Source organism: Klebsiella sp. 1SOBk5mer, assembly GCF_046603115.1.
Lineage (GTDB): Bacteria > Pseudomonadota > Gammaproteobacteria > Enterobacterales > Enterobacteriaceae > Klebsiella > Klebsiella quasipneumoniae.
This window is the reverse complement of record NZ_JBKIUU010000002.1, coordinates 604,995-625,451: the sequence shown is the minus strand read 5'-3', so window position 1 is coordinate 625,451 and position 20,457 is coordinate 604,995. Positions and strand designations below refer to the sequence as shown.

Here is a 20,457-nt window from a genome sequence, read left to right as displayed (position 1 = left end):
CTAAGGAGAATATGGTGCATCCGGGAGGATTCGAACCTCCGACCGCTCGGTTCGTAGCCGAGTACTCTATCCAGCTGAGCTACGGATGCATCGGGAAACTTGCTTTACTACGCGTCAGTGTCACAACTAACACATGCCACACTGAGTATGACGGCCTAATCGGTAGAGTGACTCGATTATGCCTCGCACTGCGGGCCGCTGCTTTCACAGCGCTCTTCTCTCTTCATTCAGAAAGAAGATGGTGCATCCGGGAGGATTCGAACCTCCGACCGCTCGGTTCGTAGCCGAGTACTCTATCCAGCTGAGCTACGGATGCAAAATGGCGGTGAGGCGGGGATTCGAACCCCGGATGCAGCTTTTGACCGCATACTCCCTTAGCAGGGGAGCGCCTTCAGCCTCTCGGCCACCTCACCACACACGCCTCTTTCGAGTGCTTCGAAGAACTTGTTTCTGCTCTTCGTCGCTGCGATGGCGCACATATTACTTTCTGGTACTTATAAGTCAAACACTTTTTCGAGACCTTTTTTCGTTTGCACACTTCGCACGCAATTCGCGTGCAAAAACGGCAAAAAGGGCAATTTATCAACAGGAAATCAGCCCTGACGCAGGCATAACGCCAAACGACCAAAGCAGCAAAGGGTGATGAAAAGCGGTATGGCGCAGGGGAAAAAACAGAAAAAGGGAAAAAGCGGCGGTAAGTGATGCGCCTCACTGAACAGCGAGGCGCGGAAACCTTAGTAACTGGACTGCTGGGATTTTTCAGCCTGAATACGCTGGTAGATCTCTTCACGGTGAACAGATACTTCTTTAGGGGCGTTTACGCCAATACGAACCTGGTTACCCTTCACCCCTAAAACTGTCACAGTGACCTCATCTCCAATCATGAGGGTCTCACCAACTCGACGAGTCAGAATCAGCATTCTTTGCTCCTTGAAAGATTAAAAGAGTCGGGTCTCTCGTATCCCGGCATTATCCATCATATAACGCCAAAAAGTAAGCGATGACAAATACCTTACGGTATAAGCAGTCATGGCATCACATTCTGTTAAACCTAAGTTTAGCCGATATACACAATTTCAACCCGACTTTATCGTTATCGGTGTTTCTCGCGCAAGGTGCCATTTCCCTGAGGTTACGGCACCTATACCCGTCATACTTCAGGTTGCATGTGTGTTGGCTTTCCTCGCTCCCCCCAGTCACTTACTTGAGTAAGCTCCCGGGGATTCGCTGCGTCGCCGCCTTCCTGCAACTCGAATTATTTAGGGTATATGCGCTTATAGTTATTACAGTTTTGCGCTGACCCAGCCTTTCACACTGGCTAACGCTGCAGGGAGAGCAGACGCATCGGTACCACCGGCCTGCGCCATATCCGGACGACCGCCCCCTTTACCGCCCACCTGCTGAGCGACCATACCAACCAGCTCCCCAGCCTTCACGCGATCTGTCACATCCTTAGACACACCGGCAATCAGGGAAACTTTACCGTCTGCGACCGTAGCCAACACCACAACCGTCGAACCCAGCTGGTTCTTCAGGTCGTCAACCATGGTACGCAGCATCTTCGGCTCCACGCCGGCCAGTTCGCTGACCAGCAGCTTAACGCCGTTAATCTCTTCCGCTTTGCTGGAGAGGTTTGCGCTCTCCTGCGCCGCAGCCTGCTCTTTCAGCTGCTGCAGCTCTTTTTCCAGCTGTCGGGTACGCTCCAGCGCGGCGCGAACTTTCTCGCCGAGATTGTGGCTGTCGCCCTTCAGCAGCTGTGCGATATCGCTGAGCTGATCGCTCTGCGCGTGCAGCATGGCTATCGCGCCCTCACCGGTCACCGCTTCGATACGGCGCACGCCAGCGGCGGTACCGGACTCAGACGTGATGCGGAACAGGCCGATATCACCGGTACGCGCCGCGTGAGTCCCGCCGCACAGTTCAGTGGAGAAGTCGCCCATCTGCAGCACGCGGACGCGGTCATCGTATTTCTCGCCGAACAGCGCCATGGCGCCGGATGCGCGCGCGGCATCGATATCCATAATGTTGGTTTCGATAGCCAGGTTACGACGGATCTGCGCGTTGACCAGATCTTCCACTGCACGAATCTCTTCCGGCTTCATCGCTTCGAAATGCGAGAAGTCAAAGCGCAGCGCTTTATCGTTGACCAGCGAGCCTTTCTGCGCCACATGGGTGCCGAGCACCTGGCGCAGCGCCGCGTGCATCAGGTGCGTCGCGGAGTGGTTCAGACGGATACGCTGACGGCGAGCCTCGTCCACATCGGCCTGCACCGCGTCGCCCACTTTCAGGGAGCCGCTGGCGACTTTACCGATATGACCAATGGCCTGGCCGTACTTCTGCGTGTCGCTGACCGCGAAGGAGAAGCCCGCGCCTTTCAGTTCGCCTTTATCGCCCACCTGGCCGCCGGACTCCGCATAGAATGGGGTCTGGTCGAGGATCACCACGGCTTCCTGACCCGCGCTGACGCTATCCACCGCTTTGCCGTCGATAAACAGCGCCGTCACTTTGCCGTTCAGCTCCAGACGATCGTAACCTTTAAATTCAGAGGCGCCGTCAACGCGGATCATCGCGTTGTAGTCCGCGCCGAAACCGCTGGACTCGCGCGCGCGGCGGCGCTGCTCTTCCATGGCGGCCTCAAAGCCGGCTTCGTCAACCTTGATGTTGCGCTCGCGGCAGACGTCCGCGGTCAGGTCGACCGGGAAGCCGTAGGTGTCGTACAGACGGAAGGCGGTTTCGCCATCCAGGGTGTCGCCTTTCAGCTTCGACAGCTCTTCATCCAGCAGCGCCAGTCCGCGCTCCAGAGTGCGGGCGAACTGCTCTTCTTCGGTTTTCAGCACCTGCTCAACCTGAGCCTGCTGCTGCTTCAGCTCTTCGCCGGCGGAGCCCATCACGGCAATCAGCGGGGCAACCAGTTTCCAGAAGAAAGTGTCCTTCGCGCCCAGCATGTTGCCGTGACGGATCGCGCGGCGAATGATGCGACGCAGCACATAGCCGCGGTTTTCATTCGACGGGATAACGCCGTCAGCGATCAGGAAGGCGCAGGAGCGAATGTGGTCGGCGATTACGCGCAGCGACTTGTTCGTCAGATCGGTGGCGCCGGTGACTTTCGCCACGCTGGCGATCAGATCGCGGAACAGGTCGATGTCATAGTTGGAGTTAACGTGCTGCAGCACCGCGGCAATACGCTCCAGGCCCATACCGGTGTCGACGGACGGCTTCGGCAGCGGCTCCATGGTGCCGTCAGCCTGACGGTTGAACTGCATGAAGACGATGTTCCAGATCTCAATGTAGCGGTCGCCGTCTTCTTCCGGGCTTCCCGGAGGGCCGCCCCAGATGTGATCGCCGTGGTCAAAGAAGATTTCGGTGCACGGGCCGCACGGACCGGTGTCGCCCATCTGCCAGAAGTTGTCTGAAGCAAACGGCGCGCCTTTGTTGTCGCCGATGCGGATGATTCGCTCGCGCGGGACGCCTACTTCATTGGCCCAGATGTCGAATGCTTCGTCATCGGTCTCGTAAACGGTGACCCACAGCTTCTCTTTCGGCAGCGCGAACCAGTTCTCACCGGTCAGCAGTTCCCACGCGTATTTGATGGCATCCTGCTTGAAGTAGTCGCCGAAGCTAAAGTTGCCCAGCATTTCAAAGAAGGTGTGGTGACGCGCGGTGTAACCGACGTTTTCCAGATCGTTGTGTTTACCACCCGCACGCACGCAACGCTGCGCGGTGGTCGCACGCGAATAATTACGTTTGTCGAGACCAAGGAAGACATCCTTGAACTGGTTCATCCCTGCGTTGGTAAACAGCAGGGTCGGATCGTTGTGCGGCACCAGGGAGCTGCTGGCAACTACCTGATGTCCCTTGCTATGGAAAAAGTCGAGAAACGCCTGACGGATCTCAGCGGTGCTCTTGCTCATAATTATCCTGAAATCAAGCTACACGTCATCCTTCAAGTCGCCTCTGTCCTGGCTGCGCTTGCTCTTCCGGCACCGAACTGACGTGCGCTGCGGAAGATAGTCTCTCTTGCCGCCCTGATGCAGCTTGAATGATTTTGTGTAAAGGAATAATCGCCCAGGACGCTGCCTGCACTGTCACAACCAGCGGCCCGACGGAATAAAGTGGGAATAAGATAAGTTTTCTTTACGGCGAAGTAAAATCCCGGATGGGTCAATCTGCAAAATTTCGCCAGATTTCCTGGATATCTTCCATCAGGTAGCCACGGTACAGCAGGAATCGCTGGATTTTCACTTTTTCAGTAAAGGCGGATGGTAACGGTTCACCGTATTTACGCTGCGCCTGCGCCCTGGCAAGGCTCACCCAGTCGATATCGCATTCGCGCATCGCCTGTTCAACGGCCTGGCGCGCAATGCCTTTCTGGCTGAGCTCCTGACGAATGCGCGCGGGGCCATAGCCTTTGCGGCTCCGACTGGCGATGAACTGGCCGACAAAACGATTATCGTCGAGATAGCGGTTTTCGATACACCAGGCCACCACCTGCTCCAGCTCTTCAGGGGTGACGTCCAGCGCCTCGGGGCCGTTTTTGCTCATCACCGGAGCGGCCAGTTTGCGCCGCAGCTCCTGTTCACTGTGGTCGCGCATCGCCAGGATACGGATAGCGCGGTCCAGCAGACGAGCATAGCCGGATCGGCGTGATGAAGGTTCAGTCACAGGCACCTCAATAATCTAAAAAAAGCAAAAGGGCCGCATAAGCAGCCCTTTATCACTCTGTTAGACGATATCAGAAATCTTGTTCCGTTTCTTCTGCGTCGTTGCCGTCAACGGCGAAGTCCGGCGTAGAGTCCTGGTTGTTGAGCAGCAGTTCGCGCACTTTCTTCTCAATCTCTTTCGCCGCCGCCGGGTTCTCTTTCAGCCAGGTGATAGCGTTCGCTTTACCCTGACCAATTTTGTCGCCGTTGTAGCTGTACCAGGCGCCCGCTTTCTCAATCAGCTTCTCTTTCACGCCGAGGTCAACCAGCTCGCCGAAGAAGTTGATGCCTTCGCCGTAGAGGATCTGGAATTCAGCCTGTTTGAACGGCGCCGCAATCTTGTTCTTCACTACTTTGACGCGGGTTTCGCTGCCGACGACGTTATCGCCCTCTTTCACCGCGCCGATGCGACGGATATCCAGACGCACGGAGGCGTAGAACTTCAGCGCGTTACCGCCGGTGGTAGTTTCCGGGTTACCGAACATCACGCCGATTTTCATACGGATCTGGTTGATAAAGATCAGCAGCGTGTTGGACTGCTTCAGGTTACCCGCCAGTTTACGCATCGCCTGGCTCATCATACGCGCCGCGAGGCCCATGTGAGAGTCGCCGATTTCGCCTTCGATTTCCGCTTTCGGCGTCAGCGCCGCGACGGAGTCGACGACGATGACGTCAACCGCGCCGGAGCGCGCCAGCGCGTCACAGATTTCCAGCGCCTGCTCGCCGGTATCCGGCTGAGAACACAGCAGGTTGTCGATATCCACGCCCAGTTTGCGCGCATAGACCGGATCCAGCGCGTGTTCCGCATCGATGAACGCACAGGTTTTACCTTCGCGCTGCGCTGCGGCGATAACCTGCAGCGTCAGGGTGGTTTTACCGGAGGATTCCGGCCCGTAGATCTCGACGATACGGCCCATTGGCAGACCGCCGGCGCCCAGCGCAATATCCAGAGAAAGCGAGCCGGTGGAGATGGTTTCTACGTCCATAGAACGGTCTTCACCCAGGCGCATGATGGAGCCTTTACCGAATTGCTTTTCGATCTGGCCCAGTGCAGCCGCCAACGCTTTCTGTTTGTTTTCGTCGATCGCCATTGTTACTCCTAATCATGCAGGGTGAAGCCTGTTCGCTTCGCCGTTAATATTTGTTCAGTTGAGGCAATTATACTGTATAGTCATACAGTATCAAGTCTTTTGTAGAAATTGTTGCCAGAGCAGATTGAGCGCGTAGGCCGTCGCCTGACGACGCACCGCTTCGCGGTCTCCGGCAAAGCATTCCCGCCGCGTCACCCCTTGCCCGCTGACGCTGGCGACGCCAAACCACACCGTCCCGACCGGCTTTTCGTCGCTGCCGCCATCCGGCCCGGCGACGCCGCTTACCGAGATGGCATAGTCCGCGCGCGCGGCGCGCAACGCGCCGATCGCCATCTCCACCACCACCGGTTCGCTCACCGCGCCGTTGTCCCGCAGCGTCGCTTCGCTGACGCCGATCATTTGCGATTTGGCCTCGTTGCTGTAGGTCACAAAACCGCGTTCAAACCACGCTGAGCTGCCGGCAATATCGGTGATGGCTTTCGCTATCCAGCCGCCGGTGCAGGATTCCGCCGTGGTCACCGTCGCGCCCTGCGCCTTCAGCGCCCGGCCAACCTTCTCGCTTAGCTGCATTAATTCTGAATCGGTCATTATCGCCCCGCTTTGCTCCGGATAAAGAGGCCATCAAAGATAGCACTTTCCACAGAGATATGGGGACGAGGTGTGGAATTTACGAGGGGACATCCAAAATGAATCATCCCGGCGGCGCCGGGATGAGAAATTGCACGATTACTTCATGCTGGCGGCGATCAGCGCCACGTTATGACGCATCATTTTGACATAGCTATCCGCGACGCCACCCGGGGCGGAGAGCGCCTCAGGATAGAGTTCTCCGCCGGGCTGCGCGCCGGTGGCGCTGGCGATCTGCTTCACCAGTCGCGGGTCAAGCTGGTTCTCCATAAACCAGGTATGGACGCCGTCCGCGTTGATTTGCTTAATCAGCGCCGCCACCTGCGCCGCGCTGGCCTCGCTCTCTGAAGAGAGCCCCTGCGGCGCGAGGAAGGTCACGTGATAAGCGCGGCCAAAATAGCCGAAGGCGTCATGGCTGGTGAGAACTTTGCGCTTTGCCTGCGGAATGGCGCTGAACTGCCCTTTCGCCCAGCCGTCGAGGGCCGTCAGTTGCTCGATATAACGCTTGCCGCTGTTCGTCAGCGCCGCTTGATCTTCCGGGTCGGCTTTCACCAGTCCATCGAGGATATTCTGCGCATACAACGCGCCGTTCGCCGCGCTGTTCCAGGCGTGGGGATCGGTCACCGTTTTGCCATCTTCATCGAGGGTATGGGTCTTGACGCCCTTCGACGCCACCACCAGCTCGCCCTTAAAACCAGAGGCCTTAATCAGGCGATCCAGCCACCCTTCCAGTCCCAGACCGTTAACCACCACCACGTCGGCCTTGCTGAGCAGCGCGCTGTCCTTCGGCGACGGCTCGAAGGTGTGCGGATCGCCATCCGGGCCGACCAGGGTGTCCACATGAACATGCTCCCCGCCGACCTGCTGCACCATATCACCCAGCACCGAAAAACTGCTTACCACATTCAGCGTTTTCGCCATCGCCCCCTGCGCCATCAGGCCGGAGGCCAGCGCGACCACTATTGCACTACGTTTCATCATTTCCTTACCCCATCAATTTGCGCCAGCCGACCAGCAGCCGGCTGCGCGTGCCAAAAAACAGCGAAATAAAAAACAGCGCGCTGGCGGTCAGCACGATGGCGGGCCCGGCGGGAAGACTGGCCGCCCAGGAGAGACTCAAACCCAGCCAGGCGCAGAGCGCGCCGGAGAGCGCCGCCAGCAGCAGGATGCCCGGCAGCGTTCGCGCCCAGCAGCGCGCGGCGACCGCCGGCAGCATCATCACCCCTACCGCCATCAGCGTGCCGAGCACCTGAAACCCCGCCACCAGGTTAAGCACCAGCAGCGCCAGAAAAAGCCCATGCAGCAGCGCCGGCAGCCGGCGGTGGTTCACCTGCAGCCAGGCGCTGTCGAACGCCTCGCTGACCAGACCGCGGTAGCACAGCGCGATGCACAGCAGCGTCAGGCTGGCGACGCCGCTGACAAACAGCGCCGCGTCACGGTCCACCGCCAGAATGGAGCCAAACAGCAGATGCAGCAGGTCGACGCTGGAGCCGCGCAGCGACACCAGGGTGACGCCCAGCGCCAGCGATCCAAGATAAAATCCGGCAAAGCTGGCGTCCTCTTTTAACGGCGTCCGCCGGCTCACCCATCCCGCGACCAGCGCGACCGCGATGCCGGCGACAAAGCCGCCAAGGGTCATGGCCAGCAACGACATGCCGCTCAGCAGATAGCCCACCGCCACGCCGGGGAGAATGGCGTGCGACAGTGCGTCGCCCATCAGGCTCATGCGCCGCAGCAGCAGGAAGACGCCCAGCATGGTGGTGCTTAGCGACAGCGCCAAACAGACCACCAGCGCCCGGCGCATAAAGCCGAATTCAATAAAAGGCTGAAAGAAGGTGTGCCAGATCATGCCGACCTCGCCTGGCTGAAGGCCGGGAGAACCGCCCGGGTGGCGCCCCAGCAGGCGCGCCGGGGGGTCAGCAGCAGCGTCTCCGGGAAAAAGTCGGCTACCCGCTGGTTATCATGCAGCACCGCCAGGATGGTCTGCCCCTGCCGGTGCATGTCGAGGATCAAATCCATCAGTTCGCGACTGGTCGCTTCATCAATGCCGGTGAAGGGCTCGTCGAGCATCACCAGCGGCGCCTGCTGCACCAGCACCCGGGCAAACAGCATGCGCTGAAACTGACCGCCGGAGAGCGCTTCGATCGGGGTTTTCGCCAGGCTCGCCAGCCCGACCCGCTCCAGCGCCGCGCCGATGCGTCGCCGGGTATCGCCGCCCAGACCGCGCAGCAGCGACACGCCGGGCCATGCGCCCTGGCTCACCACATCCTGCACGTTGAGAGGAAACTGCGACTCGAGGGCATGGCGCTGCGCCAGCCAGCCAATCACCGGCCGCTTTCCCTGCCAGCGCAGACAGCCACTGACCGGCGGAAGAAACCCGGCGAGGGTTTTCAGCAGGGTCGATTTTCCGCAGCCATTGAGGCCAACGATTGCCGTCAGGCTGCCGGGGCATATCATCCCGCTCAGCGGCGGGGTGATCGCCACCCCGCCATAGCCGGTTACCAGTTGTTCCAGTTCAATCATGGCAGCGTCACCGCCCACCAGGTCGCCAGCCATAGCGCCGCCAGCAGCGTTCCCGCGATGGCCAGGCGCGCCACGCCGGATGCCATAAAAACCGATGTGAACATATCCCACCTCTATTGAATGTTATAACATAACAATACAGGGGCGAAATAAGATTGTAAATCAGCGTCGGGGAGCGGAAATGTAACAAAGGTCGACAAACGGCAGGCAAACGGGAAAAAGCAGGAGGATAAGCGAGAAGTCCCCCGGTCGCGCTGCGCTTACCGGGGCTGCCAACCGGATAACAGACCGTAGCCCGGATAAGGCGCTACGCGCCGCTATCCGGGGAGGCTCGGGATCGGTCAGCCGGATGACAGTATTAATAACCGCCGCGGGCCTGAGAAACCGCCAGGCCAAGCTGCCAGACGGCCATGGCGTAGTGGGTGCTGTGGTTGTAGCGGGTGATGGTGTAGAAGTTCGGCAACCCGTACCAGTACTCATAGCCGGTGCCGACGTCCAGGCGCAGCAGGCTGGCCTGCTGATGGTTGCCCAGCGGCTGGGTCGGGGTTAATCCCGCCGCCGACAGCTGCGAAACGCTGTATTTGGTTTTGAAACCATTCTCCAGCCCCGGCGCCTGGCCCAGCGCCTGCACCGCCACCAGATCGCCGCTCACCCAGCCGTGCTGTTTGAAGTAGTTGGCCACGCTGCCAATCGCATCCACCGGGTCCCACAGGTTGATATGGCCGTCGCCGTTAAAGTCCACCGCGTATTGCTTATAGGAGGACGGCATAAACTGGCCGTAACCCATCGCCCCGGCGAAAGAGCCTTTCAGATCCAGCGGGTCGTCGCTTTCGCTGCGCGCCATCAGCAGGAAGGTTTCCAGCTCGGAGGAGAAGTATTCTGCACGGCGCGGATAGTTAAACGACAGAGTCGCCAGCGCGTCGAGGATGCGCGTTTTGCCCATCACCCGGCCCCAACGGGTCTCCACGCCGATAATGCCGACAATGATTTCCGGCGGTACGCCGTAGACCTGATAAGCGCGGTTGAGCGCGTCCTGATACTGATTCCAGAACACCACGCCGTTCTGCACGTTATCGGGGGTAATAAACTGTTTCTTGTAGCGCAGCCAGGCGCCGGTCGGCCCGGTCGGCGGCAGGCCGGTCGGCGCCTGACGATCCATCAGCCGCAGAACGTAGTCCAGACGCTTCGCCTGCGACAGGATCTCCTGCAGCTGCTGCCTGTCGAAGCCGTGCTTCGCCACCATCTTATCGATGAACTGCGCCGCTGCCGGGTTGTTGGCGAAGTCGCCGCCCATCTGCATCACGTTATGCTGCGGTTCCAGCAAAAAGCCGCCGGTTCCACTCGCCATCTCCGTTTCCGCGGGAGTCTTGGGTTTGCTGCTGCAGGCAGCGAGGAGCACACAAAGGGGAAGTACAGCCAGAGAGCGACGCTTCAACATGGGAATTCCGTTTAACAAATTCAGCAAGGGATAATTATGGTAAAGCATGCGACGACCAACAAGAAAGCGACAATCTGTTTGTAGACAAAATAGTCCTTCACCGCCCCCCTTCCTAGATGCTGTCATGCGCCTCGTGATTTCATCCTCTCAGCGCCAATCTTTCGAAATAAAATATTTATCTTTCATTTTGCGATCCATTTAACACTTTAAAAACTTTCAAAGTGATTAAAATCAGCCTGCAGTTAGCAAGAAAAATAACATGCTGAAGGAGAGAACAATGATTGACGTCGTGACCCACGGCGCAGAGTGGTTTATCGGCCTGTTTCAGAAAGGCGGCGAGGTATTTACCGGAATGGTGACCGGGATCCTCCCCTTGCTGATCAGTCTGCTGGTGATCATGAACGCGCTGATCAACTTTATCGGCCAGCAGCGGATCGAAAAACTGGCGCAGCGCTGCGCCGGGAACCCGATCTCCCGCTACCTGCTGTTGCCCTGCATCGGCACCTTTGTGTTTTGTAACCCGATGACCCTGAGCCTGGGCCGCTTTATGCCAGAGAAGTACAAGCCCAGCTATTACGCGGCGGCGTCCTACAGCTGCCACTCGATGAACGGCCTGTTTCCGCATATCAACCCCGGCGAGCTGTTCGTCTATCTCGGCATCGCCAACGGCCTCACCACCCTCGGCCTGCCGCTTGGGCCGCTGGCGGTGAGCTATCTGCTGGTCGGGCTGGTGACCAACTTCTTCCGCGGCTGGGTCACCGACCTGACCACCTCGATTTTCGAACGAAAAATGGCGATTCAGCTGGCTCAGAAAGTGCATCTGTCAGGAGCGACATCATGACCCGGATTCGTATTGAGAAAGGTACCGGCGGCTGGGGCGGCCCCCTTGAGCTCGACGTCGTCGAGGGCAAAAAGATCGTCTATATCACCGCCGGCACCCGCCCGGCGATCGTTGACCGCATCGCCAGCCTGACCGGCTGGCAGGCGGTGGATGGTTTTAAAGAGGGCGAACCGGCGGAAAGCGACATCGGCGTGGCGATTATCGACTGCGGAGGCACCCTGCGCTGCGGGCTCTACCCCAAGCGTCGCATCCCGACGGTGAATATCCATGCCACCGGCAAATCGGGGCCGCTGGCCCAGTACATCACAGAAGATATCTACGTCTCCGGCGTCAAAGAGGAGAACATTCAGCGCATCGCGACCGACAGCGCGGTAGCTCCCGAGCCGCCGGCGGAGAACAACCGCGCGGGTCGCGATTACGACGCCAGCAAAAAGATCACTGAACAGAGCGATGGCCTGCTGGCGAAGGTCGGGATGGGGATGGGCTCGGTGGTGGCGGTGCTGTTCCAGGCCGGGCGCGACACCATCGATACGGTGCTGAAGACCATCCTGCCGTTTATGGCCTTCGTCTCGGCGCTGATCGGCATCATCATGGCCTCCGGCATCGGCGACTGGATCGCCCATGGCCTGGCGCCGCTGGCCAGCCATCCGCTGGGTCTGGTGACCCTGGCGCTGATCTGCTCCTTCCCGCTGCTGTCGCCGTTTCTCGGCCCCGGCGCGGTTATCGCCCAGGTGATTGGCGTACTGATCGGCGTTCAGATCGGCCTCGGCAATATTCCCCCGCACCTCGCCCTGCCGGCGCTGTTCGCCATTAACGCCCAGGCCGCCTGCGATTTTATCCCGGTAGGCCTGTCGCTGGCTGAAGCCCGCCAGGATACCGTGCGCGTCGGCGTGCCGTCGGTGCTGGTCAGCCGCTTTTTGACCGGCGCGCCAACGGTGCTGATCGCGTGGTTCGTTTCCGGATTTATTTACCAGTAAGAGGGGCCAGAAGATGACCGTGATTTACCAGACCACCATTACCCATATCGGCGCCTGCGCGACGATGGCGCTGGAGGAGCAGATGCTGATCACCTTCCGCGAGGGCGCCCCGGCGGATATCGAAGCGTACTGCTTTATTCACAACCACGGCGAGCTTGCCGGCGCGCTGCAGCCGGGCGCAGAGCTGCAGCTTGGCGAGCTGCGCTACCCGGTGACCGCCGTCGGCGAGGTCGCCGAACAAAACCTGCGCGAGCTGGGCCACATCACCCTGCGCTTTGATGGTCACCGCGAAGCGGAATTCCCCGGAACCGTGCACGTCGCGGGCCCGGTGCCGGAAGGCATCGCCACCGGCTGCGTACTGAAATTTGTTGCTTAACAGGAGAGAAAGATGAATCAGGTTGCTGTTGTCATTGGCGGTGGACAAACCTTAGGAGAGTTTCTGTGCCGCGGGCTGGCCGCCGAGGGCTACCGCGTGGCGGTGGTCGATATTCAGAGCGAAAAAGCCAGCCGCGTCGCCCAGGAGATTAACGCTGAATATGGCGAAGGCATGGCGTATGGCTTCGGCGCCGACGCCACCAGCGAGGCCAGCGTCACCGCGCTGGCCCACGGAGTGGATGAGATTTTCTCGCGTGTCGACCTGCTGGTGTACAGCGCCGGCATCGCTAAAGCGGCGTTTATTAGCGACTTTGCGCTGGGGGATTTCGACCGCTCGCTGCAGGTCAATCTGGTGGGCTACTTCCTCTGCGCCCGCGAGTTTTCCCGGCTGATGATCCGCGACGGCATTAAGGGACGCATCATTCAGATCAACTCGAAATCCGGCAAAGTGGGCAGCAAGCACAACTCCGGCTACAGCGCGGCGAAGTTCGGCGGCGTCGGCCTGACCCAGTCGCTGGCGCTGGATCTGGCGGAGTACGGCATTACCGTACACTCACTGATGCTCGGTAATCTGCTGAAGTCGCCGATGTTCCAGTCGCTGCTGCCGCAGTACGCCACCAAGCTCGGTATCGATGAGAGCGAGGTCGAGCAGTACTACATCGACAAGGTGCCCCTGAAGCGCGGTTGCGAATATCAGGATGTGCTGAACGTCCTGATGTTTTACGCCAGCCCGCAGGCGTCGTACTGCACCGGTCAGTCGATCAACGTTACCGGCGGCCAGGTGATGTTTTAAAGGGCTCCCGGATGGCGCCGCGCTTATCCGGGCTACAAAACGGTAGGTCGGGTAAGGCGTTAGCCGCCACCCGACAAAAATACGGCACCGCGGGTCGCTCGGGTTAGGCGCTCGCGCCGCGACCCGGGTTGTTCCCGGCCCCCTTAAGGAGACACCTATGGTTACCGCACTCATCACCATCGCCGCCATCGCCTGGCTTACCCAACTGGCCTTCGGCGGCTGGCAGATCCGCCGCTTCAATCGCGCCTTCGACAGCCTGTGCCAGCAGGGTCGGGTGGGGGTCGGCCGCTCCGCCGGGCGCTTTCAACCGCGCGCCATCGTCGCTATCGCCGTTGATGATGACAACCGCATTTGCGACACGCTGCTGATGAAAGGCTTCACCATTTTCGCCCGACCGCAAAAAATCCCCGCGCTGGATGGCAAACATATCGGGGAATTGCAGCCTGATGTGATCTTTCCCCATGATCCGCGCTGTCAGAATGCACTATCATTAGCGCTTAATCCGAAACATGGATAATTTCGTTGTAAAAGTAAATATCTTGCGAAATTATCACTTCGAAACTTAAACGCAGGATAGACGCCTATGAAACCACGTCAGCGCCAGGCAGCCATTCTCGAGTTCCTGCAGTCGCAGGGAAAATGCTCGGTCGAAGAGCTGGCGCAACACTTCGATACTACCGGCACCACCATCCGCAAGGATCTGGTCACGCTGGAAAACGCCGGCACCGTCATTCGCACCTACGGTGGCGTGGTACTCAACAAAGATGAAGCCGATCCGCCGATCGATCATAAAACGCTGATCAACACCCATAAGAAAGCGCGCATCGCCGAAGCGGCGGTGCGCTTTATTCATGATGGCGACTCCCTCATCCTTGATGCCGGCAGCACGGTGCTGCAGATGGTCCCACTGCTCAGCCGCTTCAATAACATCACGGTGATGACCAACAGCCTGCATATCGTCAACGCCCTTGCCGAACTGGATAATGAACAGACTATCCTGATGCCCGGCGGCACCTTCCGCAAAAAATCGGCCTCCTTTCACGGCCAGCTGGCGGAAAACGCCTTCGAACAGTTCAGTTTCGACAAGCTGTTTATGGGCACCGACGGCATCGATCTGAACGCCGGCGTCACCACCTTCAATGAGGTGTATACCGTCAGCAAGGCGATGTGCAACGCCGCCCGCGAAGTGATCCTGATGGCCGACTCGTCAAAGTTTGGCCGTAAAAGCCCCAATATCGTCTGCGGCCTGGAGCGCGTGGATAAATTGATTACCGATGCCGATATTGACCCTGCATTCCAGCGGGCGCTGGAAGCCAAAGGCATAGAAGTCATCATTACTGGAGAACATCATGAGTAACTTTTTGTTAGAGGCCGGACGCCAGACCCTGATGCTGGAGCTACAGGAGGCGAGCCGCCTGCCGGAACGCCTGGGCGACGACTTCATCCGCGCGGCGGAAACCATCATCCACTGCGAGGGCAAACTGATTGTCTCCGGTATCGGTAAATCCGGTCATATCGGCAAAAAGCTGGCGGCGACTTTCGCCAGCACCGGCACTCCGGCCTTTTTTGTCCATCCGGCGGAAGCGCTGCACGGCGATCTTGGCATGCTCGACGGCCGCGACGTGATGCTGTTTATCTCCTACTCCGGCAGCGCGAAAGAGCTGGATCTGATCGTGCCGCGGCTGGAGGAAAAAGGTATCCCGCTGCTGGCGATGACCGGCAAATCCACCTCGCCGCTGGCGCTGGCGGCGAAAGCGGTGCTGGATATCGCCGTCGAGCGAGAGGCCTGTCCGATGCACCTGGCGCCGACCTCCAGCACCGTCAACACCCTGATGCTTGGCGATGCGCTGGCGATGGCGGTCATGCAGGCCCGCGGCTTCAATGAAGAGGATTTTGCCCGCTCCCACCCGGCAGGGGCGCTCGGCGCGCGTCTGCTGAACAAAGTGCATCACCTGATGCGCCGCGACGACGAAGTGCCGCGCGTCGGCACGGACGCCAACGTCATGAACGCGATGCTCGAGCTAAGCCGCACCGGGCTCGGCCTGGTGGCGGTCTGCGATGAGGCCAACCACGTGCAGGGGGTCTTCACCGACGGCGACCTGCGCCGCTGGCTGGTGGGCGGCGGCACCTTAAACGACGGCGTCGCGCAGGCGATGACCCGCAACGGCGTGACGCTACAGGCGGAGAGCCGCGCGGTGGAAGCCAAAGAGCGGCTGATGAAGCACAAAATCAGCGCCGCGCCGGTAGTCGATGAAAACGGCCAACTGGTCGGCGCCATCAACCTGCAGAACTTTTACCAGGCCGGGATCCTTTAAGCCCCAGACGTTTCGCCAGCCGGTGCAGGTTGGCGACGTCGAGTTCCAGCGCGCGGGCGGTCGCCGCCCAGTTGCCCTGATGTGCCGCCAGCGCGCGGGCAATCGCCTCGCGCTGGAAATTATCCGTGGCTTCGCGCAGATTCACGTTGCCCATTGCCGGCGCCGCTGCCGCCGCCTCGGTCGGCAACGTCGGCGCAGTCGCCGTAAACTCGAAATGCTGCGGCTCCAGTACTATGTCATCGCCAGCCTGAGTAGCCCGCGCCAGCACCACCGCGCGGTGAATGGCATGCTCCAGTTCGCGCACGTTGCCCGGCCACGACCACTGCTGCAGCCTGTTTCGCGTTGCCTCACTTAAAATTACCCGCGCCAGCCCCATCCGCAGGCGGCACTGCTCGCAAAAATAGCCAGCCAGCAGCACCACGTCATTTTCCCGCTCGCGCAGCGCCGGAACCGACAGCGGGAAGACGCTCAGCCGGTGATAGAGGTCGGCGCGAAAGCGCCCTTCCACCACCTCCTGGCGCAGGTCGCGGTTGGTGGCCGCCAGCACCCGCACATCGACCCGCAGGCTGCGGTCATCGCCGACACGCTGAATATCGCCATACTGCAGGACGCGCAGCAGCTTCGCCTGCAGCGCCAGCGACAGCTCGCCGATTTCGTCGAGGAACAGCGTGCCGTTATCGGCCATCTCAAATTTGCCGCTGCGATTGCTGATAGCCCCGGTAAACGCCCCTTTCACGTGACCGAACAGCTCGCTCTCCGCCACGCTCTCCGGCAGCGCCGCGCAGTTGAGGTACACCAGCGGGTTAGCCGCACGCGGCGATCCCTGATGCACCGCCTTCGCCACCAGCTCCTTACCGGTCCCCGTTTCGCCGCTGATCAGCACGTTCAAATCCGAGGCGGCGACAATCTCGATCTCTTTTTTCAGCTGCAGCATCGGCGCCGACAGGCCGATGATCTCCTGACGCTCCGGCTGCGGGTAATTCACCACCTGCGCGGGCAGGACGTTTTGCGCTTCAAGGCGGGCGATAAGCAGCGCGTTATTCAGCGCCCCGGCCACCAGCGCGGCAATCAGTCGCAGCTCTTCATCGCTGAAGCTGTCGAAGCGGTCGGCATCCATGCCGTCAAGAGTTAGCGCGCCGATCAGCGTTTGCCCGGCAAACAGCGGCAACCCCACGCAGGCGTGAACCTTGAGGCTCTCCTGGCCGGGGATCAGGCCGTCATAGGGGTCCGGCAGGTCGCTGTCCGCCGGGAAGCGCACCACATCGCCGGCGCGGGCGATCGCCTCCAGCCGCGGATGCCCATCCAGTGCAAAGCGCCGGCCAAGCACATCCTGCGCCAGACCATCGATCGCCAGCGGCACAAACTGATGGGCCTCATAGCGCAGCAGCGCCGAGGCGTCGCAGCCAAGGATCTGCCGCAGGGTGGCGATCAGGCGCGAAAAGCGGTCGACGTGGCCGATATCGCTTTGTAAATCAATGGCGATTCTCGCCAGCGCCTCGACGGAAAAACTCATCATCGCTCCATTGTCATTTTGACAGCCAATATAGTCATATCGACTATTTTAATCATTGTCATTTTGACAGCAACTAAAATCATGAAAATTTAAAAAATGCTTTTATTCAATAAGTTAAAAAACTGGCACGCAACTTGTAATACATCAATCAACTGACTTTGAACACACTGTATTAATTGAGGTTGCTATGTCTATTGTGGTGAAAAATAACATTCTTTGGGTTGGCCAACGTGACTGGGAAGTGCGTGATTTCCACGGCACCGAATATAAAACGCTGCGCGGCAGCAGCTATAACAGCTATCTCATCCGCGAAGAGAAAAACGTGCTGATCGATACCGTCGATCATAAATTCAGCCGCGAGTTCGTGCAGAATCTGCGCCGCGAAATCGACCTCGCCGACCTCGACTACATCGTTATTAACCACGCCGAAGAGGACCACGCCGGCGCGTTGACTGAGCTGATGATGCAGATCCCGGATACGCCGATCTACTGCACCGCCAACGCCATCGACTCCATCAACGGCCACCACCACCACCCGGAGTGGAACTTCCACGTGGTGAAAACGGGCGACACCCTCGATATCGGCAATGGTAAGCAGCTGATCTTCGTGGAAACGCCAATGCTGCACTGGCCGGACAGCATGATGACTTACCTGACCGGCGACGCGGTGCTGTTCAGCAATGACGCCTTCGGCCAGCACTACTGCGACGAACATCTGTTCAACGATGAAGTGGACCAGACTGAACTGTACGAACAGTGCCAGCGCTACTACGCCAACATCCTGACGCCCTTCAGCCGCCTGGTGACGCCGAAAATTAACGAAATTCTCGGCTTCAACCTGCCGGTAGCGATGATTGCCACCTCCCACGGCGTGGTCTGGCGCGATAACCCGACGCAAATCGTCGAGAAATACCTCGAATGGGCGGCGGATTATCAGGAAGATCGCATCACGATTTTCTACGACACCATGTCCAACAACACCCGCATGATGGCGGACGCCATTGCCCAGGGGATCACCGAGGTCGACCCACGGGTGGCGGTGAAAATCTTTAACGTCGCCCGCAGCGACAAAAACGACATTCTGACCAACGTTTTCCGCTCAAAAGGCGTGCTGGTGGGCACCTCCACCATGAACAACGTCATGATGCCGAAAATTGCCGGGCTGGTGGAAGAGATGACCGGGCTGCGTTTTCGCAACAAACGCGCCAGCGCCTTTGGCTCCCACGGCTGGAGCGGCGGCGCGGTAGACCGCCTGTCCACCCGCCTGCAGGATGCCGGGTTTGAAATGTCCCTGAGTCTGAAGGCCAAATGGCGCCCGGATATCGACGCGCTCGAACTGTGCCGCCAACATGGGCGCGACATCGCCCGCCAGTGGGCGCTCGCTCCACTGCCGGTTGCTGAAGCGACAGTCACGCCGGAACAACAGGAGTGCGCCTGTGCCGCCGCCGCGGCCGCCGATCTCGGTCCCATGATGCAGTGCAGCGTCTGCCAGTGGGTGTATGACCCGGCGAAAGGCGAACCTAACCAGGATGTGCAGCCGGGTACGCCGTGGAGCGACGTGCCGGATAACTTCCTCTGCCCTGAATGTTCGCTGGGTAAAGATGTGTTTGATGTTCTGGCAACGGAGGCAAAATGAGTGATGGCATCGTCATCATCGGCTCGGGCTTCGCGGCCCGCCAGCTGGTGAAAAATATTCGTAAGCAGGATGCCGAGATCCCGCTGACCCTCATCGCCGCCGACAGCATGGATGAGTATAACAAGCCCGATCTCAGCCACGTCATCAGCCGCGGACAGCACGCCGACGATCTGACTCTGCAAAGCGCCGGCGAGTTCGCCGAACAGTACCACCTGCGCTTGTTTCCCCATACCTGGGTGAGCGATATCGACGCTGAAAACCATCGGGTGAAAAGCCTGGATAAGCAGTGGCGCTACGACAAACTGGTGCTGGCCACCGGCGCCACGCCGTTTATCCCCCCGGTGCCGGGCCGCGAGCTGATGCTAACGCTGAACAGCCAGCGCGAATATGGCGCGGCGCAGAGCCAGCTCCGCGACGCCAGGCGGGTGCTGATCGTCGGCGGCGGCCTGATTGGCTGCGAGCTGGCGATGGATTTCTGTCGCGCCGGTAAAGCGGTAACGGTGGTCGATAATGCCGCCAGCGTGCTGGCGGCGCTGATGCCGCCGGAGGTCAGCAGCCGTCTGCAGCATCGCCTCACCGGGATGGGCGTCCATCTGATGTTAAAAACGCAGCTGGAAGGGCTTGAACACACCGCCGACGGCATCCGCGTCAGTCTCGACCGCCAGCGCGCGATAACCGTCGATGCGGTGGTGGCCGCCGCCGGCCTGCGCCCGGAAACCTCGCTGGCGCGCCACGCCGGACTGCAGATTAACCGCGGCGTGGTGGTCAATAGCCAGCTGCAAACCAGCGACCCGGCGATTTACGCCCTCGGCGACTGTGCGGAAATCAACGGTACGGTACTGCCGTTCCTGCAGCCGATTTTGCTCAGCGCCATGTGCCTGAGTAAAAACCTGCTGGCGCAGGCGGGCGAACTCAAGCTGCCGCCAATGCTGGTGAAGGTGAAGACCCCGGATCTGCCGCTGCATCTGGCCGGCGACACCCGCCGCGAGGATCTGACGTGGAACATCGTGGCCGCCAAAGAGGGGCTGGTGGCGAAAGGGCTGGATGAGGCGAATCAACTGCGCGCCTTTGTGGTCAGCGAAGACAAGATGAAAGACGCCTTCGCGCTGCTCAAACAGCTGGTGAGTGAATGACCTTCCAGGCAGCCCTGTTTTGCCGTTAGTTTGCCGGGTGGCGCTACGCTTACCCGGCCTACGGATGTAGCCCGTAAGCTCAGATACGGTAGGCCCGCGCAAGCGCAGCGCCGCCGGGCACGCGTTCATTACCTCCCTGGCAACCCTGTTGCGCCGCCAGTTTGCCGGGTGGCGCTACGCTTACCCGGCCTACGGATGTAAACCGTAAGCTCAGATACGGTAGGCCCGCGCAAGCGCAGCGCCGCCGGGCACGCGTTGATTACCTCCAAGGCAACCCTGTTGCACGGTTAGTTTGCCGGGTGGCGGCTGCGCCTTACCCGGCCTACGGATCGTGCGACCTGTCGTTGATTTACCCACTTGCGCGACTGAAACTGCCGGTGCTGGCGGCCTCAAAATCGCTGAGACGTTCCCGGAAGGCCGGGGCAGCCCGCATGGATGCGGGCTGAGGGCCGTGTTTTGCACGGACGCTGCCTCGGCCCGACCCGAAGCCTGCAG

The 20,457-nt window shown here is 59.8% G+C and carries 19 protein-coding genes and 3 tRNA genes; 9 read left to right on the top strand and 13 right to left on the bottom strand.

The genetic code is table 11. The annotated features are described in order from the left end of the window. Positions 1-12: 12 nt before the first annotated feature. The 12 genes from ACLH1U_RS08780 to mltB form a co-directional block, all read right to left on the bottom strand. A tRNA-Arg gene (locus ACLH1U_RS08780) sits at positions 13-89 on the bottom strand. A gap of 150 nt (positions 90-239) precedes the next feature. After that, positions 240-316, bottom strand: a tRNA-Arg gene (locus ACLH1U_RS08775). A 4-nt stretch (positions 317-320) separates the two neighbouring features. Beyond that, positions 321-413 (bottom strand) — tRNA-Ser (locus ACLH1U_RS08770). Positions 414-734: 321 nt separating this feature from the next. Beyond that, entirely contained in the window at positions 735-920 is a 186-nt protein-coding gene (gene csrA, locus ACLH1U_RS08765) for a carbon storage regulator CsrA (protein WP_000906486.1), read from the bottom strand. Between the two features lie 363 nt (positions 921-1,283). Beyond that, complete coding sequence (alaS, locus tag ACLH1U_RS08760) at positions 1,284-3,911, bottom strand: alanine--tRNA ligase (protein WP_032453813.1); 2,628 nt, start codon at positions 3,909-3,911, stop codon at positions 1,284-1,286. A gap of 250 nt (positions 3,912-4,161) precedes the next feature. After that, positions 4,162-4,662, bottom strand: coding sequence for a recombination regulator RecX (gene recX, locus ACLH1U_RS08755; RefSeq protein ID WP_023290764.1), 501 nt, complete (start codon positions 4,660-4,662; stop codon positions 4,162-4,164). A gap of 70 nt (positions 4,663-4,732) precedes the next feature. Next, the gene (gene recA / locus ACLH1U_RS08750; RefSeq protein ID WP_004205686.1) at positions 4,733-5,791 is read right to left on the bottom strand and encodes a recombinase RecA; all 1,059 of its coding nucleotides are present in this window, start codon (positions 5,789-5,791) and stop codon (positions 4,733-4,735) included. Between the two features lie 90 nt (positions 5,792-5,881). After that, entirely contained in the window at positions 5,882-6,379 is a 498-nt protein-coding gene (gene pncC / locus ACLH1U_RS08745) for a nicotinamide-nucleotide amidase (RefSeq protein ID WP_032453814.1), read from the bottom strand. 138 nt (positions 6,380-6,517) lie between these two features. Then, positions 6,518-7,396, bottom strand: a complete 879-nt coding sequence (locus ACLH1U_RS08740; protein ID WP_102007166.1) for a metal ABC transporter substrate-binding protein — start codon at positions 7,394-7,396, stop codon at positions 6,518-6,520. A 7-nt stretch (positions 7,397-7,403) separates the two neighbouring features. After that, positions 7,404-8,267 (bottom strand): metal ABC transporter permease, encoded by an 864-nt coding sequence (locus tag ACLH1U_RS08735; RefSeq protein ID WP_023290767.1) that lies wholly within the window; start codon positions 8,265-8,267, stop codon positions 7,404-7,406. Continuing rightward, positions 8,264-8,974 (bottom strand): metal ABC transporter ATP-binding protein, encoded by a 711-nt coding sequence (locus ACLH1U_RS08730; RefSeq protein ID WP_072413489.1) that lies wholly within the window; start codon positions 8,972-8,974, stop codon positions 8,264-8,266. Before ACLH1U_RS08730 ends, ACLH1U_RS08735 begins: the two co-directional genes overlap by 4 nt. Positions 8,975-9,299: 325 nt before the next feature. After that, on the bottom strand, positions 9,300-10,379 hold the full coding sequence (gene mltB / locus ACLH1U_RS08725; RefSeq protein WP_023290770.1) for a lytic murein transglycosylase B: 1,080 nt from the start codon (positions 10,377-10,379) through the stop codon (positions 9,300-9,302). 277 nt (positions 10,380-10,656) lie between these two features. Here mltB and ACLH1U_RS08720 point away from each other — a divergent pair, with 277 nt between their 5' ends. The 7 genes from ACLH1U_RS08720 to gutQ all read left to right on the top strand — a co-directional run bounded on the left by ACLH1U_RS08720 (position 10,657) and on the right by gutQ (position 15,680). Further along, positions 10,657-11,220, top strand: a complete 564-nt coding sequence (locus ACLH1U_RS08720) for a PTS glucitol/sorbitol transporter subunit IIC (protein WP_004205677.1) — start codon at positions 10,657-10,659, stop codon at positions 11,218-11,220. Then, complete coding sequence (locus ACLH1U_RS08715) at positions 11,217-12,197, top strand: PTS glucitol/sorbitol transporter subunit IIB (protein WP_032453820.1); 981 nt, start codon at positions 11,217-11,219, stop codon at positions 12,195-12,197. Before ACLH1U_RS08720 ends, ACLH1U_RS08715 begins: the two co-directional genes overlap by 4 nt. A gap of 13 nt (positions 12,198-12,210) precedes the next feature. Continuing rightward, positions 12,211-12,573 (top strand): PTS glucitol/sorbitol transporter subunit IIA, encoded by a 363-nt coding sequence (gene srlB / locus ACLH1U_RS08710; protein ID WP_032453821.1) that lies wholly within the window; start codon positions 12,211-12,213, stop codon positions 12,571-12,573. 12 nt (positions 12,574-12,585) lie between these two features. Further along, positions 12,586-13,365, top strand: coding sequence for a sorbitol-6-phosphate dehydrogenase (srlD, locus tag ACLH1U_RS08705; protein WP_002914815.1), 780 nt, complete (start codon positions 12,586-12,588; stop codon positions 13,363-13,365). Positions 13,366-13,522: 157 nt separating this feature from the next. Continuing rightward, positions 13,523-13,882 carry a transcriptional regulator GutM gene (gutM, locus tag ACLH1U_RS08700; protein ID WP_117132727.1) on the top strand — a complete coding sequence of 120 codons (360 nt, stop codon included), beginning with the start codon at positions 13,523-13,525 and terminating at the stop codon, positions 13,880-13,882. Positions 13,883-13,948: 66 nt separating this feature from the next. After that, a complete protein-coding gene (locus tag ACLH1U_RS08695; RefSeq protein WP_004205671.1) occupies positions 13,949-14,722 on the top strand; it encodes a glucitol operon DNA-binding transcriptional repressor SrlR in 774 nt (257 codons plus the stop codon). Next, positions 14,715-15,680: an arabinose-5-phosphate isomerase GutQ gene (gutQ, locus tag ACLH1U_RS08690; RefSeq protein ID WP_411299191.1), complete on the top strand. Its 966-nt coding sequence runs from the start codon at positions 14,715-14,717 to the stop codon at positions 15,678-15,680. The genes ACLH1U_RS08695 and gutQ overlap by 8 nt, the downstream gene beginning before the upstream one ends. On the opposite strand, the gene norR is transcribed toward gutQ, so the two are convergent. Then, positions 15,643-17,193 carry a nitric oxide reductase transcriptional regulator NorR gene (gene norR / locus ACLH1U_RS08685; RefSeq protein ID WP_048335079.1) on the bottom strand — a complete coding sequence of 517 codons (1,551 nt, stop codon included), beginning with the start codon at positions 17,191-17,193 and terminating at the stop codon, positions 15,643-15,645. The two genes, gutQ and norR, sit on opposite strands and share 38 nt — an antisense overlap. A 187-nt stretch (positions 17,194-17,380) precedes the next feature. Here norR and norV point away from each other — a divergent pair, with 187 nt between their 5' ends. Further along, on the top strand, positions 17,381-18,829 hold the full coding sequence (gene norV / locus ACLH1U_RS08680; protein ID WP_023290776.1) for an anaerobic nitric oxide reductase flavorubredoxin: 1,449 nt from the start codon (positions 17,381-17,383) through the stop codon (positions 18,827-18,829). Then, positions 18,826-19,962 (top strand): NADH:flavorubredoxin reductase NorW, encoded by a 1,137-nt coding sequence (gene norW / locus ACLH1U_RS08675; protein WP_048298098.1) that lies wholly within the window; start codon positions 18,826-18,828, stop codon positions 19,960-19,962. The genes norV and norW overlap by 4 nt, the downstream gene beginning before the upstream one ends. Positions 19,963-20,457: the final 495 nt, after the last annotated feature.